The organism is Escherichia marmotae (assembly GCF_002900365.1).
Classification (GTDB): domain Bacteria; phylum Pseudomonadota; class Gammaproteobacteria; order Enterobacterales; family Enterobacteriaceae; genus Escherichia; species Escherichia marmotae.
The window spans coordinates 3,942,539-3,956,638 of sequence record NZ_CP025979.1; the positions used below are offsets into that span (position 1 = coordinate 3,942,539).

At 52.0% G+C, this 14,100-nt stretch carries 12 protein-coding genes and 1 pseudogene; 5 read left to right on the top strand and 8 right to left on the bottom strand.

What is annotated here, in order from left to right; all coding sequences use genetic code 11:
• The first annotated feature begins 75 nt into the window (after window positions 1-75).
• The gene (locus C1192_RS20150) at window positions 76-1,404 is read left to right on the top strand and encodes an IS4-like element IS4 family transposase (protein ID WP_103194760.1); all 1,329 of its coding nucleotides are present in this window, start codon (window positions 76-78) and stop codon (window positions 1,402-1,404) included.
• Here the strand turns inward: C1192_RS20150 and C1192_RS20155 are convergent.
• Window positions 1,404-1,634: pseudogene (locus C1192_RS20155) on the bottom strand (DUF898 family protein); the annotation flags it as partial. The gene C1192_RS20150 and the pseudogene C1192_RS20155 overlap by 1 nt on opposite strands.
• A gap of 192 nt (window positions 1,635-1,826) precedes the next feature.
• On the opposite strand from C1192_RS20155, the gene C1192_RS20160 reads away from it, so the two are divergent.
• The gene (locus C1192_RS20160) at window positions 1,827-2,330 is read left to right on the top strand and encodes a GNAT family N-acetyltransferase (protein ID WP_001468314.1); all 504 of its coding nucleotides are present in this window, start codon (window positions 1,827-1,829) and stop codon (window positions 2,328-2,330) included.
• Window positions 2,331-2,425: 95 nt separating this feature from the next.
• Here C1192_RS20160 and C1192_RS20165 read toward each other — a convergent pair whose 3' ends face one another.
• The 5 genes from C1192_RS20165 to rpsU all read right to left on the bottom strand — a co-directional run bounded on the left by C1192_RS20165 (window position 2,426) and on the right by rpsU (window position 9,323).
• Complete coding sequence (locus C1192_RS20165) at window positions 2,426-3,634, bottom strand: IS256-like element IS1414 family transposase (protein ID WP_103194764.1); 1,209 nt, start codon at window positions 3,632-3,634, stop codon at window positions 2,426-2,428.
• A 96-nt stretch (window positions 3,635-3,730) separates the two neighbouring features.
• On the bottom strand, window positions 3,731-5,059 hold the full coding sequence (locus C1192_RS20170; protein ID WP_103194816.1) for an IS4-like element IS4 family transposase: 1,329 nt from the start codon (window positions 5,057-5,059) through the stop codon (window positions 3,731-3,733).
• A gap of 156 nt (window positions 5,060-5,215) precedes the next feature.
• Window positions 5,216-7,057, bottom strand: a complete 1,842-nt coding sequence (gene rpoD / locus C1192_RS20175) for an RNA polymerase sigma factor RpoD (protein ID WP_000437384.1) — start codon at window positions 7,055-7,057, stop codon at window positions 5,216-5,218.
• 194 nt (window positions 7,058-7,251) lie between these two features.
• The gene (dnaG, locus tag C1192_RS20185; RefSeq protein WP_038354400.1) at window positions 7,252-8,997 is read right to left on the bottom strand and encodes a DNA primase; all 1,746 of its coding nucleotides are present in this window, start codon (window positions 8,995-8,997) and stop codon (window positions 7,252-7,254) included.
• A gap of 110 nt (window positions 8,998-9,107) precedes the next feature.
• Window positions 9,108-9,323, bottom strand: a complete 216-nt coding sequence (rpsU, locus tag C1192_RS20190) for a 30S ribosomal protein S21 (RefSeq protein ID WP_001144069.1) — start codon at window positions 9,321-9,323, stop codon at window positions 9,108-9,110.
• A 237-nt stretch (window positions 9,324-9,560) separates the two neighbouring features.
• Between rpsU and tsaD the strand changes: the two genes are divergently transcribed.
• Window positions 9,561-10,574 (top strand): tRNA (adenosine(37)-N6)-threonylcarbamoyltransferase complex transferase subunit TsaD, encoded by a 1,014-nt coding sequence (tsaD, locus tag C1192_RS20200; protein WP_001264356.1) that lies wholly within the window; start codon window positions 9,561-9,563, stop codon window positions 10,572-10,574.
• Between the two features lie 44 nt (window positions 10,575-10,618).
• On the opposite strand, the gene plsY is transcribed toward tsaD, so the two are convergent.
• Entirely contained in the window at window positions 10,619-11,236 is a 618-nt protein-coding gene (gene plsY / locus C1192_RS20205; RefSeq protein WP_001272800.1) for a glycerol-3-phosphate 1-O-acyltransferase PlsY, read from the bottom strand.
• Window positions 11,237-11,341: 105 nt separating this feature from the next.
• On the opposite strand from plsY, the gene folB reads away from it, so the two are divergent.
• A complete protein-coding gene (gene folB / locus C1192_RS20210) occupies window positions 11,342-11,710 on the top strand; it encodes a bifunctional dihydroneopterin aldolase/7,8-dihydroneopterin epimerase (RefSeq protein ID WP_010378860.1) in 369 nt (122 codons plus the stop codon).
• Between the two features lie 90 nt (window positions 11,711-11,800).
• Window positions 11,801-12,622, top strand: coding sequence for an undecaprenyl-diphosphate phosphatase (bacA, locus tag C1192_RS20215; protein WP_016249227.1), 822 nt, complete (start codon window positions 11,801-11,803; stop codon window positions 12,620-12,622).
• Between the two features lie 181 nt (window positions 12,623-12,803).
• Here bacA and cca read toward each other — a convergent pair whose 3' ends face one another.
• Complete coding sequence (gene cca / locus C1192_RS20220; protein ID WP_001517122.1) at window positions 12,804-14,042, bottom strand: fused tRNA nucleotidyltransferase/2',3'-cyclic phosphodiesterase/2' nucleotidase/phosphatase Cca; 1,239 nt, start codon at window positions 14,040-14,042, stop codon at window positions 12,804-12,806.
• Window positions 14,043-14,100 lie beyond the last annotated feature (58 nt).

Consider the following 14,100-nt stretch of genomic DNA (forward strand, 5'->3'; position numbering starts at 1 on the left):
TCAGTTAAGGATCAGTTGACCGATCCAGTGGCTGTGTAAGAATCCGGAAACGCTCACTCGTTTCCGGATTTTTTTATGCTCATTGGACAGGCCCTTGATTTGGTATCCCGTTACGATTCTCTGCGTAACCCACTGACTTCTCTGGGGGATTACCTCGACCCCGAACTCATCTCTCGTTGCCTTGCCGAATCAGGTACTGTAACGCTACGCAAGCGCCGTCTTCCCCTCGAAATGATGGTCTGGTGTATTGTTGGCATGGCGCTTGAGCGTAAAGAACCTCTTCACCAGATTGTGAATCGCCTGGACATCATGCTGCCGGGCAATCGCCCCTTCGTTGCCCCCAGTGCCGTTATTCAGGCCCGCCAGCGTCTGGGAAGTGAGGCTGTCCGCCGCGTGTTCACGAAAACAGCGCAGCTCTGGCATAACACCACGCCGCATCCGCACTGGTGCGGCCTGACCCTGCTGGCCATCGATGGTGTGTTCTGGCGCACACCGGATACACCAGAGAACGATGCAGCCTTCCCCCGCCAGACACATGCCGGGAACCCGGCGCTCTACCCGCAGGTCAAAATGGTCTGCCAGATGGAACTGACCAGCCATCTGCTGACGGCTGCAGCCTTCGGCACGATGAAGAACAGCGAAAATGAGCTTGCTGAGCAACTTATAGAACAAACCGGCGATAACACCCTGACGTTAATGGATAAAGGTTATTACTCACTGGGACTGTTAAATGCCTGGAGCCAGGCGGGAGAACACCGCCACTGGATGATCCCTCTCAGAAAGGGAGCGCAATATGAAGAGATCAGAAAACTGGGTAAAGGCGATCATCTGGTGAAGCTGAAAACCAGCCCGCAGGCACGAAAAAAGTGGCCGGGGCTGGGAAATGAGGTGACAGCCCGCCTGCTGACCGTGACGCGCAAAGGAAAAGTCTGCCATCTGCTGACGTCGATGACGGACGCCATGCGCTTCCCCGGAGGAGAAATGGCGGATCTGTACAGTCATCGCTGGGAAATCGAACTGGGATACAGGGAGATAAAACAGACGATGCAACTGAGCAGGCTGACGCTGAGAAGTAAAAAGCCGGAGCTTGTGGAGCAAGAGCTGTGGGGTGTCTTACTGGCTTATAATCTGGTGAGATATCAGATGATTAAAATGGCAGAACATCTGAAAGGTTACTGGCCGAATCAACTGAGTTTCTCAGAATCATGCGGAATGGTGATGAGAATGCTGATGACATTGCAGGGCGCTTCACCGGGACGTATACCGGAGCTGATGCGCGATCTTGCAAGTATGGGACAACTTGTGAAATTACCGACAAGAAGGGAAAGAGCCTTCCCGAGAGTGGTAAAGGAGAGGCCCTGGAAATACCCCACAGCCCCGAAAAAGAGCCAGTCAGTTGCTTAACTGACTGGCATTACACCACCTGTTCCCTTATAACTAAATGGTTGCCCCTTGAGTGTCACATGTTGATAAATATAACGACGGCATTTCACTAATGCCCACGGCCCATATATTCCCAGCGTAATAATTGTCAGTAAAAAATTCACAAGACAAATAAGAAAATACTCACCACCCTTGCCTGTAAAAACAAATGCGTGACGAGGATTATCTTTCCCGACGTTTACACCATTCATGAACTATATCCCTAAAATAAATTCCATTCATACAGATAATAAATCCAGTACAATAATACTGGTACGCCTAGAATACGCCTTCTCAAAGAGATATATGCTTAATATTTTCTGATTTATCTTCTTCTTGCACCGCATAAGCGAGGGTGGTATTAAAGTGAGCTATAAATCATACATTTGAAATTGAGCTATGCTATGAATGTTGTCGCTTCTCCCGCGCTCCGTTTGCGCAAACTTACCGCCACCGATAATCCTGCTATTGCCAGTGTCATCCGCCAGGTGTCCGCAGAGTACGGTCTGACCGCTGATAAAGGCTATACCGTTGCCGATCCCAATCTCGACGAGCTGTATCAAATGTACAGTCAGCCTGGCCATGCGTATTGGGTGGTTGAATACCACGGCGAAGTGGTCGGCGGCGGCGGAATTGCGCCATTAACCGGGAGTGAGTCAGACATTTGCGAATTACAAAAAATGTATTTTCTTCCTGCTATTCGCGGCAAAGGGCTGGCAAAAAAACTGGCCTTAATGGCGATGGAGCAGGCGCGAGAAATGGGCTTCAAACGCTGCTATCTGGAAACAACCGCTTTTTTGAAAGAAGCGATTGGTTTGTATGAACATTTAGGTTTTCAACATATCGACTATGCGCTTGGCTGCACGGGCCATGTCGATTGTGAAGTGCGGATGCTGCGCGAACTGTAAAAAAATGCCCGCTAGTGTGTGCTATCGGGCATTTTAATCAATTAATTAATGGCGAACACCGGAGCCTGTTTAAGATTCTGTGTAAATGCCTTTTCTCAGAAGTGACCGTCCAGGCGGTCACCGAACTCGATAATAAAGCGGCTCATTGCCATTCGCCAGTCCTTCAACGGCATCGTCCATTTCTGGGACGCAGACTGGATTGCCAGCCACACCACTTTTTTCACCGAGTCGTCTGTCGGGAACACTTTACGCTTTTTGAGCGCATGGCGGATCACGCTGTTTAGCGACTCGATGGCATTCGTCGTATAGATCACTTTGCGGATGTCCGTTGGATAAGCGAAGAACGTGGCAAGATTCGGCCAGTTAGCCTGCCAGCTTCGGCTTATCTGAGGATAGCGACAGTCCCAGGCCGCAGCGAACGCTTCCAGTGCCTGCTGGCCTGCCTCTTCCGTGGGAGCCTGATAAATCGCTTTCAGGTCGCGAGTGACGGCTTTGTAGTCCTTCCATGACACGAAGCGCAGGCTGTTGCGCACCATATGCACGATGCATAACTGGATGCGGGCCTTCGGATATACTGTGTTGATGGCATCCGGGAAGCCTTTCAGGCCATCCACACAGGCGATGAGGATATCGTTCAGACCGCGGTTTTTCAGTTCAGTCAGCACATTGAGCCAGAACTTCGCCCCTTCATTTTCGGCCAGCCACATACCCAGCAGTTCTTTCTGACCTTCGATATTGATGCCCAGTGCCAGGAACACCGATTTGTTGATGACGCGACTGTCCTGCCGAACTTTCAGGACGATACAGTCAAGATAAACAATGGGGTAAACAGCATCCAGTGGTCGGTTTTGCCATTCTACAACCTGCTCCATCACGGCATCGGTAACCTTTGATATCAGTGCCGGTGAAACATCTGCGTCATACAGTTCTTTGAACGCAGCAGCTATCTCACGGGTGGTCATCCCTTTGGCATACAACGAGAGGATCTGGTTATCCATCCCGGTAATACGGGTCTGATTTTTCTTTACCAGTTGTGGTTCGAAGGTACCGTCACGATCGCGCGGAGTACGCAGTTCCAGTGGACCGTCGCCTGTGATAACGGTCTTTGTGGAAAAACCGTTGCGGGAGTTAGCTCCTGGTCTGGACTGATTTTTCTCATACCCAGGATGGTGTGTCATCTCTGCATTGAGAGCGGCTTCAACGCTGAGCTTTTTCAGCAGCCGATCAAACTGACTGAGGTCTTCAGGGGTTTTGAGGTTTTTGGCCAGTTCGTTAGCCAGAGCCTGTAACTGTTTTTCGTCCATAAATTAACCTTCATTTGATGCTGGATTGAACATATCAAAATCAGGCAATTACACAAATCTATGTACAGGCTCCCAGAAAGGTGTAATGCCAGTCAGTTAAGCAACTGACTGGCTCTTTTTCGGGGCTGTGGGGTATTTCCAGGGCCTCTCCTTTACCACTCTCGGGAAGGCTCTTTCCCTTCTTGTCGGTAATTTCACAAGTTGTCCCATACTTGCAAGATCGCGCATCAGCTCCGGTATACGTCCCGGTGAAGCGCCCTGCAATGTCATCAGCATTCTCATCACCATTCCGCATGATTCTGAGAAACTCAGTTGATTCGGCCAGTAACCTTTCAGATGTTCTGCCATTTTAATCATCTGATATCTCACCAGATTATAAGCCAGTAAGACACCCCACAGCTCTTGCTCCACAAGCTCCGGCTTTTTACTTCTCAGCGTCAGCCTGCTCAGTTGCATCGTCTGTTTTATCTCCCTGTATCCCAGTTCGATTTCCCAGCGATGACTGTACAGATCCGCCATTTCTCCTCCGGGGAAGCGCATGGCGTCCGTCATCGACGTCAGCAGATGGCAGACTTTTCCTTTGCGCGTCACGGTCAGCAGGCGGGCTGTCACCTCATTTCCCAGCCCCGGCCACTTTTTTCGTGCCTGCGGGCTGGTTTTCAGCTTCACCAGATGATCGCCTTTACCCAGTTTTCTGATCTCTTCATATTGCGCTCCCTTTCTGAGAGGGATCATCCAGTGGCGGTGTTCTCCCGCCTGGCTCCAGGCATTTAACAGTCCCAGTGAGTAATAACCTTTATCCATTAACGTCAGGGTGTTATCGCCGGTTTGTTCTATAAGTTGCTCAGCAAGCTCATTTTCGCTGTTCTTCATCGTGCCGAAGGCTGCAGCCGTCAGCAGATGGCTGGTCAGTTCCATCTGGCAGACCATTTTGACCTGCGGGTAGAGCGCCGGGTTCCCGGCATGTGTCTGGCGGGGGAAGGCTGCATCGTTCTCTGGTGTATCCGGTGTGCGCCAGAACACACCATCGATGGCCAGCAGGGTCAGGCCGCACCAGTGCGGATGCGGCGTGGCGTTATGCCAGAGCTGCGCTGTTTTCGTGAACACGCGGCGGACAGCCTCACTTCCCAGGCGCTGGCGGGCCTGAATAACGGCACTGGGGGCAACGAAGGGGCGATTGCCCGGTAGTATGATGTCCAGGCGATTCACAATCTGGTGAAGAGGTTCTTTACGCTCAAGCGCCATGCCAACAATACACCAGACCATCATTTCGAGGGGAAGACGGCGCTTGCGTGGCGTTACAGTACCTGATTCGGCAAGGCAACGAGAGATGAGTTCGGGGTCGAGGTAATCCCCCAGAGAAGTCAGTGGGTTACGCAGAGAATCGTAACGGGATACCAGATCAAGGGCCTGTCCAATGTGCATAAAAAAATCCGGAAACGAGTGAGCGTTTCCGGATTCTTACACAGCCACTGGATCGGTCAACTGATCCTTAACTGATCGGCATTACACCAGAAAGGTGGCGTTAGAGTAGCAAGACGAGTGCCGGATATGACGTGAACGTGTTATCCGGCCTACAGATTAATCGTCCAGGAAGCTACGCAGCACTTCAGAACGGCTCGGGTGACGCAGTTTGCGCAGCGCCTTCGCTTCGATCTGACGGATACGTTCACGGGTAACGTCGAACTGTTTACCCACTTCTTCCAGCGTGTGGTCGGTGTTCATGTCGATACCGAAACGCATACGCAGAACTTTCGCTTCACGCGCGGTCAGGCCAGCCAGCACGTCGTGCGTTGCCGCACGCAGGCTTTCGGTGGTCGCAGAATCCAGCGGTAGTTCGAGGGTGGTATCCTCGATGAAATCCCCCAGATGCGAATCTTCATCATCACCGATCGGCGTTTCCATGGAGATTGGCTCTTTGGCGATCTTCAGCACTTTACGGATCTTATCTTCCGGCATCAACATACGTTCAGCCAGTTCTTCCGGCGTCGGCTCGCGGCCCATCTCTTGCAGCATCTGGCGAGAAATACGGTTGAGCTTGTTGATAGTCTCAATCATATGCACCGGAATACGAATGGTGCGCGCCTGATCCGCGATAGAGCGGGTGATCGCCTGACGGATCCACCAGGTTGCGTAGGTGGAGAACTTATAACCACGACGGTATTCGAACTTATCAACCGCTTTCATCAGACCGATGTTGCCTTCCTGAATCAGATCGAGGAACTGCAAGCCACGGTTGGTATATTTCTTGGCGATAGAAATAACCAGACGTAAGTTCGCTTCAACCATCTCTTTCTTCGCACGGCGGGCTTTCGCTTCACCGATGGACATACGGCGGTTGATGTCTTTAACCTGCTCAATGGTCAGGCCGGTTTCTTCTTCAATTTGCTGCAGTTTCTGCAGGGCGCGATGCACTTCTTCAGAGACATCGTGCAGTTTTTCCGACCACGGTTTGTTCATCGCAATCGCTGCATTGAACCAGGTATCGCTGGTTTCGTTGCCGGTAAACAGGGTGATGAAGTTTTTCTTCGGCATTTTGCACTGCTCAACGCAGAGCTTCATGATCAGACGTTCTTGTGTACGAACGCGATCCATCATGACGCGCATGCTGTTGACCAGGTAGTCAAACTGCTTCGGCACCAGGCGGAACTGTTTGAACACTTCAGACAGTTTCAGGATCTCTTCCTGAGCGGCTGCGTGACTGCGGCCTTTCGCTTTGATGGTGTCGCGCGTTACAACATACTGGGCACGCAGTTCAGCAAATTTTTCGCGAGCCAGTTCCGGGTCGATGCTGTTGTCATCGTCGGCGCTGTCGTCGTCGGCATCTTCTTCGTCTTCATCTTCGTCATCGTCCAGATCTTCCTGAGAAAGCTCTGAACCGACGTGAGTGGCGGTTGGTGCCAGTTCTTCTTCTGCGTTCGGATCGACAAAGCCGGTGATCAGATCGGACAGACGTGCTTCTTCCGCTTCAACGCGATCGTACTGTTCCAGCAGATAGGTAATCGCTTCTGGATATTCAGCAACGGAGCATTGAACCTGGTTGATCCCGTCTTCGATGCGTTTAGCGATGTCAATTTCGCCTTCGCGGGTCAACAGTTCAACGGTGCCCATTTCACGCATGTACATGCGTACCGGGTCAGTCGTGCGCCCGATTTCAGATTCCACGCTGGAAAGCACCTGTGCGGCGGCTTCGGCAGCATCTTCGTCTGCTGTGTTTTCAGCCAGCATCAGATCATCGGCATCCGGCGCTTCTTCCATCACCTGAATGCCCATGTCATTGATCATTTGGATGATGTCTTCGATCTGATCGGAATCGACGATATCTTCCGGCAGATGGTCATTGACCTCGGCATAGGTCAGATAGCCTTGCTCCTTACCACGGGTGACAAGAAGTTTTAGCTGTGACTGCGGGTTTTGCTCCATAAGACGGTATCCACACTTATTTCATGAGGTTGGTGTTGGGCGATTGACCGGATATCATTCAGATATTAATGCTGAAATCCAACGGTTGTTTACCGCCAACGATAATTACGAGGGCGTACTTATATCATTGCCGCTGCCTCTCAGTGCGGCTGTCGGGGGCTTCCCGATCGCTATTCGGCACTTAAGCCGTTAAATCACTTTTTCGCCAGCTCCTGGTTTAATGTCCAGAGTTCCAGGCGTTCTTCATTACTTAAACCATGCGTGCGCTCACGAGCGATTAACTCTTCCTGGCGCAGTTCAAGCAACGAATCAAACATATGGTTGAGTGAGTCGGTGAAGGTTTGCTCAGCAATATTCTTATCTGCTATATCGTCCCACATCGACAGTTTTTCAAGGGTGGCAGCATTATTTGTGCCACGATAGTGCTCTAAAAGTTGCCCGGTGGTCAGACCTGGCTGAGAGAGACAAGTGTTGACCAGTTCTCTGAATAAGCCAAGTCCGGGGAGCTTATTTTGATCCAGATTTTCCAGCGGCGGGACTAACGTCGCTAATTCTGGATTTTGCACCAGCAACCCTATAAGTATACGCATGGTCGTGCGTTTTAGCTGCGGAACAGGACGAGAAACACCGTTCTCCGCTGCTTTCGACATTAATCGTTCAAGCTGGCTGTCATCAAGTATGCCTAACTTGTTGCCTAATTCCTGACGAAGATAGATGCGCAATGTTTCTCCGGGCACCTGAGAAATCAGCGGCAGCGCCAACGTACTTAAACGCGCACGCCCGTCAGGTGTGCTCAGATCAACTTGCGGCATCAGGCTGTTAAACAGAAACGCAGAGAGCGGCATGGCCTGCTCCATACGCGCTTCAAACGCCTCTTTACCTTCTTTGCGTACCAGCGTGTCAGGGTCTTCGCCATCCGGTAAAAACATAAAGCGTAGCTGACGACCATCTGTCATATAGGGCAGCGCCGTTTCTAACGCTCGCCACGCGGCATCACGACCTGCGCGGTCGCCGTCATAACAGCAAATGACATTGTTGGTCGCGCGGAACAACAACTGAATGTGATCGGCAGTGGTCGATGTACCCAACGATGCAACGGCGTAATTAATACCGTATTGCGCCAGAGCAACCACGTCCATATAGCCTTCGACCACCAACAGACGCTGGGGTTCAGCGTTATCCTGCTGCGCTTCATAAAGACCGTAAAGCTGGCGGCCTTTATGGAAAATATCAGTTTCCGGCGAGTTCAGGTATTTTGGGGTATCGTTGCCCAGCACGCGCCCACCAAAACCAATCACCCGACCGCGTTTATCGCGAATGGGGAACATCACCCGCTCGCGGAAACGATCGTAACTGCGACCCTGATCGTTGGTTACCAACATGCCTGCATCAATCAATGACTGGCGATTTTCTGGATTGTCGCCAAACCGTTTCAGGACGTTGTCCCAGCCGGGGGGCGCAAAACCAATCGCAAAACGGGCGATTACCTCATGGCTTAATCCGCGTTTTTCCAGATACTGGCGCGCAGATGTAGCAACAGGTTGCTGTAAAGATTGTTGGTAAAACGTATTCAGACCGTCCATCAACTGATAAAGAGTTTGCCGTTGATGGCGCTCTATCTGGCTGGGGCCGCTGCCTGCTTCAAATGGCACTTCAAGATTGTGCATTGCCGCCAACTCTTCGACCGTTTCGACGAACTCGAGTTTGTCGTAGTTCATCAGAAAGTCGATCGCGTTGCCGTGCGCGCCACATCCAAAGCAGTGGTAAAATTGTTTCTCACCGTTGACGGTGAAGGACGGGGTTTTTTCGTTGTGGAATGGACAACACGCGTGAAAATTCTTGCCCTGCTTTTTTAGCTTCACACGAGCATCGATCAGATCGACGATGTCAGTGCGCGCCAGCAGATCATTAATGAATACGCGTGGGATTCGTCCAGCCATAGGCCCCGATTTTTAGCAATTCATAAACGAAAATAAGCCGCGCATTCCTTTCGGAAGCACGGCCTTACAACTACAACTCGGTCTGATCGGAGAGCAACGCTCTCGGGGAATTAGTACAGACGAGTACGGCGTGCGTTTTCGCGAGCCAGTTTCTTCGCGTGACGTTTCACTGCAGAAGCTTTAGCGCGCTTACGTTCGGTAGTCGGTTTTTCATAGAATTCACGACGACGAACTTCCGCCAGAACACCTGCTTTTTCGCAGGAACGCTTGAAGCGACGCAGAGCTACGTCGAACGGCTCGTTTTCACGTACTTTAATTACCGGCATGTGCCTCTCACCTTTGATTAATTCGGTTTGCCGCTGGCATCAACGCCAGCTTATTTCAAAATGGTGCGGAATTTTACTGCAATTGCTGCTGCTTTGTAAAGCACCGCGGCCTTTTTTGAAAGGGACTTTTATAAGGGTGAGGAGTATACACGAGGCTTTCTCCAGGGGCGAACAAAGTTTTACATCAACCCGCATTGGTCCTACACTGCGCGGTAATAAAGCGAGGTAAAACAAGTCATGCGTGTACTGGGTATTGAAACTTCTTGCGATGAAACCGGCATCGCCATTTACGACGATGAAAAAGGTTTGTTAGCCAACCAATTGTATAGTCAGGTGAAATTACACGCTGACTACGGCGGCGTAGTGCCTGAACTGGCCTCCCGCGATCACGTGCGTAAAACCGTACCGTTGATCCAGGCGGCGCTGAAAGAGTCCGGGCTGACAGCAAAAGATATTGATGCAGTGGCCTATACCGCAGGCCCTGGATTAGTCGGCGCGCTGTTGGTTGGCGCAACGGTCGGGCGTTCGCTGGCGTTTGCCTGGGGCGTTCCGGCGATCCCGGTACACCATATGGAAGGGCATCTGTTAGCGCCGATGCTGGAAGATAACCCACCGGAATTTCCGTTTGTCGCGCTGCTGGTTTCCGGCGGTCATACGCAGTTAATCAGCGTCACTGGTATTGGTCAGTACGAGTTGCTCGGTGAGTCCATTGATGACGCTGCCGGGGAAGCGTTTGATAAGACCGCGAAGCTGCTGGGGCTGGATTATCCAGGCGGGCCGTTACTGTCGAAAATGGCCGCCCAGGGTACTGCCGGGCGCTTTGTCTTCCCGCGTCCGATGACCGACCGTCCGGGGCTGGATTTCAGCTTCTCTGGCCTGAAAACCTTCGCGGCAAATACCATTCGTGACAACGGCACCGACGACCAGACGCGTGCTGATATCGCTCGCGCCTTTGAAGATGCGGTGGTCGATACGTTGATGATTAAGTGTAAGCGAGCGCTGGATCAGACGGGCTTTAAGCGACTGGTCATGGCAGGCGGCGTGAGTGCTAACCGCACGCTGCGGGCGAAACTGGCGGAAATGATGAAAAAGCGTCGTGGCGAGGTATTCTACGCGCGTCCGGAGTTTTGTACCGATAACGGCGCGATGATCGCCTATGCCGGAATGGTGCGGTTTAAAGCAGGCGCGACGGCGGATCTCGGCGTGAGTGTGCGTCCGCGCTGGCCACTGGCAGAGTTACCGGCTGCGTAAGGCTATGATTCAGCCTGTGAAAAGGATAAGCACGGGCTGAAAAATCACTCAGGATCTTTTTCGCGCTTTCTTTTGAATTTCGTCCAGATTTTTGTCTCCTGGTGACGCCACAGACGCTGGATGTTGTCATGATGACGCAGCAGGATCAGGCAAGAGAGCATCGAAACCGGGAAGGTGAATTGTGGCTTAAACCACCAGACATAAAACGGAGCAATCAGCGCGCTGACAATCGCCCCCAGCGACGAATATCCACTCAATAGCACGGTAAGCAGCCAGGTTCCCGCCATCACGCCCGTTAAATCCCAGCCAATCGGGGCTATTGCACCAAAAGCGGTGGCAACGCCTTTCCCCCCTTTAAAACCGAAGAAAACCGGCCAGATATGTCCAAGACAGGCAGCTATGGCAATTAAGCCTAACCAGAAGGGGCTGACACCTAATACATACGCGCCCCAAACGGGCAACATTCCTTTCAGAACGTCGAAAATCAGTACTGCTACGGCTGCTCCCTTGCCACCGATACGTAATACATTGGTTGCGCCAGGATTACCGGAGCCGCTGGTTCGCGGATCGGGCAGACCACACAAGCGGCAAACCAGAATGGCACTGGAAATGGAGCCGCAGAGGTACGCGATGAGGATCATTCCAGGCGCGATTGCACTCATAAGCTGTTCCGTTTTGAAAATTCGTGTTTAACGATGAATCCGTGGATAATACGCACATTTCGCCGGAAGTGGTATCCGGGTTAGCCAAAAAGCGAGCAGGTCGTGATGGATATTGTATTTATAGAGCAACTTTCGGTAATCACCACTATTGGTGTTTACGACTGGGAACAGACCATCGAGCAGAAGCTGGTGTTCGATATCGAAATGGCGTGGGATAACCGTAAAGCGGCGAAAAGCGATGATGTGGCGGACTGCCTCAGCTACGCTGACATCGCAGAAACGGTGGTTAGCCACGTCGAGGGGGCGCGTTTTGCGTTAGTGGAACGCGTGGCGGAAGAGGTGGCGGAATTGCTACTGACTCGCTTTAACTCTCCGTGGGTGCGCATCAAACTCAGCAAGCCAGGTGCAGTGGCGCGCGCTGTTAATGTTGGCGTAATCATTGAGCGTGGCAATAATCTGAAAGAGAATAATTAATTTTATAGCTGTTAAACCAAATGGTTATAAGCGGGTCATACTGCAGTAGTTTGGACAAGCGGTATATTTTTATAATTTAGGGGTTTATTGATGAGCGATATGCACTCGCTGCTGATAGCGGCAATATTGGGTGTGGTCGAAGGATTGACAGAATTTCTGCCGGTATCCAGCACGGGCCACATGATTATTGTCGGTCATTTGTTGGGATTTGAGGGCGATACGGCGAAAACCTTTGAAGTCGTTATCCAGTTAGGATCGATTCTGGCTGTGGTTGTCATGTTCTGGCGGCGTTTGTTTGGCCTGATTGGCATTCATTTTGGCCGTCCATTGCAGCGCGAAGGAGAAAGCAAAGGCCGGTTAACGCTGATCCACATTTTACTGGGGATGATCCCGGCAGTTGTCCTGGGGCTGTTATTCCACGATACGATTAAGTCATTGTTTAACCCGATAAATGTCATGTACGCGCTGGTCGTTGGCGGTCTATTGTTGATTGCCGCGGAATGCCTGAAGCCGAAAGAGCCGCGCGCGCCGGGTCTGGATGATATGACATATCGTCAGGCGTTTATGATTGGCTGTTTCCAGTGTCTGGCGCTGTGGCCGGGTTTCTCCCGCTCCGGAGCGACTATTTCTGGTGGGATGCTGATGGGCGTGAGTCGTTACGCCGCTTCTGAGTTCTCGTTCCTGCTGGCGGTGCCGATGATGATGGGCGCAACGGCGCTCGATCTCTACAAAAGTTGGGGGTTCCTGACAACCGGTGATATCCCGATGTTTGCCGTTGGGTTTTTCACCGCCTTTGTGGTGGCGCTGATTGCGATTAAAACCTTCCTGCAATTAATTAAGCGGATTTCGTTTATCCCGTTCGCCATTTATCGCTTTATTGTGGCGGCTGCGGTGTACGTTGTGTTCTTTTGATGTGAAGAACAGTGTCGGATGCCTGGAATTGTCCACGATTGCGTAGGCCGGATAAGTCGTTCACGCCGCATCCGGCAATCAACGCCTGATGCGACGCTTGCGCGTCTTATCAGGCCTACAACCGTCGTTGACATGTAGCCGGATAAGGCGTTTATGCCGCATCCGGCAAAATGCCCAAAACTTATTCAGGCTTTGGGCAACGTTGTTCCTTCCAGGTAGCCACCGCCGCAATTCGGCGTCGTGTCAGCTCCTCGCGGATCTCCACGCCTTTAAATCCCGCGTCAACAACCGCCTTTGTTGGTACTGACTGCGCTACTTCCCACGCTTCACGTAACCAGCGTCCTTGTGGGTAATCTGCCGCTTCAAAACCGGTTCGACCGCGCACGTCTGCCTCGCTGGTCAGCGCCAGTTGCTCGACACGCTGCGGTTTACGCCAGGCATCGATGGAATCAAACAATTTGACGATGGTTTTCGGATTCAGCATTGGGAAGGTGTGGATGAGATCGTGAAACTCCGCGACCAGTTTGGCTAAATCGCGGATTTCATTAGGGACGCGCAGGCGCTGGCACAATTGTTCTACTAATTTCACGCCTGCCGGACCATGACCATGATGACGTGGCCACAGCTCCGGCGGCGTTAGCCCTTTACCGAGATCGTGGCATAACGTTGCGAAACGGACATCGACCTGCGGACTTAGCATCGCCGCCATTGAGAGTGTCATTAAGGTGTGAATACCAGTATCGATTTCCGGGTGCCATTTCGCCGGAGCGGGGACACCAAACAACGCGTCGATCTCCGGGAATAAAACGCGTAATGCGCCGCAATCGCGTAGTACCTGAAAGAACACCTGTGGATTGCGGGTTGTGAGGGCGCTTTCAGTTTCTTTCCACACGCGTTCGGGCGTCAGGTGTTCCAGTTCACCCGCGTGGGTCATCTCGCGCATCAACGTCATTGTTTCATCGGCAATACGAAAACCGAGATGAGCATAACGTGCGGCAAAACGCGCTACGCGTAGCACGCGTAGCGGATCCTCGCCAAAAGCGGGGGAAACATGGCGCAGAAGACGGCTTTGCAGATCGCCCAGACCGTTGTACGGATCGATAATATCGCCGTCATCATCCTGGGCCAGCGCATTGATAGTCAGATCGCGACGCTGAAGATCATCTTCCAGCGTGACATCAGGCGCGGCATAACAGGTAAAACCTGTGTATCCCGAACCGGATTTCCGCTCGGTACGCGCCAGCGCATACTCTTCATGCGTTTGCGGATGCAGAAAAACAGGAAAATCGCGGCCTACCTGCTGGTAGCCCGCGTCAAGCATCTGTTGTGGCGTGCTGCCGACAACCACCCAATCTCTGTCTTTGACCGGTAGCCCTAATAACGCATCCCGAACCGCACCACCGACCAGATAAATCTTCACGCCATTTTCCCTTCGTCAAATACACAATTCCTAATAATAAGATAGTGTGACGAAGAAG

Coding starts and splice junctions, on each gene's coding strand:
- C1192_RS20150 (WP_103194760.1), top strand. CDS start 76: ATGCTCATTGGACAGGCCCTTGATTTGGTATCCCGTTACGATTCTCTG.
- folB (WP_010378860.1), top strand. CDS start 11,342: ATGGATATTGTATTTATAGAGCAACTTTCGGTAATCACCACTATTGGT.
- C1192_RS20160 (WP_001468314.1), top strand. CDS start 1,827: ATGAATGTTGTCGCTTCTCCCGCGCTCCGTTTGCGCAAACTTACCGCC.
- dnaG (WP_038354400.1), bottom strand. CDS start 8,997: ATGGCTGGACGAATCCCACGCGTATTCATTAATGATCTGCTGGCGCGC.
- bacA (WP_016249227.1), top strand. CDS start 11,801: ATGAGCGATATGCACTCGCTGCTGATAGCGGCAATATTGGGTGTGGTC.
- C1192_RS20170 (WP_103194816.1), bottom strand. CDS start 5,059: ATGCACATTGGACAGGCCCTTGATCTGGTATCCCGTTACGATTCTCTG.
- plsY (WP_001272800.1), bottom strand. CDS start 11,236: ATGAGTGCAATCGCGCCTGGAATGATCCTCATCGCGTACCTCTGCGGC.
- rpsU (WP_001144069.1), bottom strand. CDS start 9,323: ATGCCGGTAATTAAAGTACGTGAAAACGAGCCGTTCGACGTAGCTCTG.
- C1192_RS20165 (WP_103194764.1), bottom strand. CDS start 3,634: ATGGACGAAAAACAGTTACAGGCTCTGGCTAACGAACTGGCCAAAAAC.
- tsaD (WP_001264356.1), top strand. CDS start 9,561: ATGCGTGTACTGGGTATTGAAACTTCTTGCGATGAAACCGGCATCGCC.
- rpoD (WP_000437384.1), bottom strand. CDS start 7,057: ATGGAGCAAAACCCGCAGTCACAGCTAAAACTTCTTGTCACCCGTGGT.